Annotated in this window: 1 protein-coding gene; it reads left to right on the top strand. The window is 71.1% G+C overall.

All coding sequences use genetic code 11. The features are described from left to right. Positions 1 to 935, top strand: a 935-nt coding sequence (gene glyA / locus PUR53_RS01775) for a serine hydroxymethyltransferase (RefSeq protein WP_329894542.1), incomplete at both ends; no start/stop codon positions are given.

Genomic DNA, 935 nt, shown 5'->3' on the forward strand with positions numbered 1-935 from the left:
CTCTTCGCCCTGGCCCAGCCCGGCGACACCATCCTCGGCCTGGACCTGGCGCACGGCGGTCACCTCACCCACGGGATGCGGCTGAACTTCTCGGGCAAGCAGTTCGAGGTCGTCGCCTACCACGTGGACACCGCGACCGGTCTGGTCGACATGGCGGAGCTGGAGAGCCTCGCCAAGGAGCACCGGCCCAAGGTGATCATCGCGGGCTGGTCGGCGTACCCGCGTCAGCTGGACTTCGCGGAGTTCCGCCGGATCGCCGACGAGGTCGGCGCCCACCTGTGGGTCGACATGGCGCACTTCGCGGGTCTGGTCGCGGCCGGGCTGCACCCCAACCCCGTGCCCTACGCCGACGTGGTCACCTCCACGACGCACAAGACGCTCGGCGGGCCGCGCGGCGGCATCATCCTGGCGAAGAAGGAGTTCGCCAAGAAGCTCAACTCGTCCGTCTTCCCGGGCTTCCAGGGCGGTCCGCTGGAGCACGTCATCGCGGCCAAGGCGGTCTCCTTCAAGGTCGCGGCGAGCGAGGAGTTCAAGGAGCGCCAGCGGCGCACCGTCGAGGGCGCGCGGATCCTGGCGGAGCGGCTGACGGCCCCGGACGCCCGCGAGGCCGGAGTCGACGTCCTGTCCGGCGGCACCGACGTCCACCTGATCCTGGTCGACCTGCGCAACTCCGAACTGGACGGGCAGCAGGCCGAGGACCGCCTCCACGAGGTCGGCATCACCGTCAACCGCAACGCCGTCCCCAACGACCCCCGCCCGCCGATGGTCACCTCCGGCCTGCGCATCGGCACGCCCGCCCTGGCCACCCGCGGCTTCACCGCCGAGGACTTCACCGAGGTCGCCGACGTCATCGCCGAGGCCCTCAAGCCGGCCTACGACGCCGAGGCCCTCAAGACCCGGGTCAAGGCACTCGCCGACAAGCACCCGCTGTACCC

The sequence above is a fragment of the Streptomyces sp. SP18BB07 genome (assembly GCF_036322545.1).
GTDB classification, from domain to species: Bacteria; Actinomycetota; Actinomycetes; order Streptomycetales; family Streptomycetaceae; genus Streptomyces; species Streptomyces deccanensis.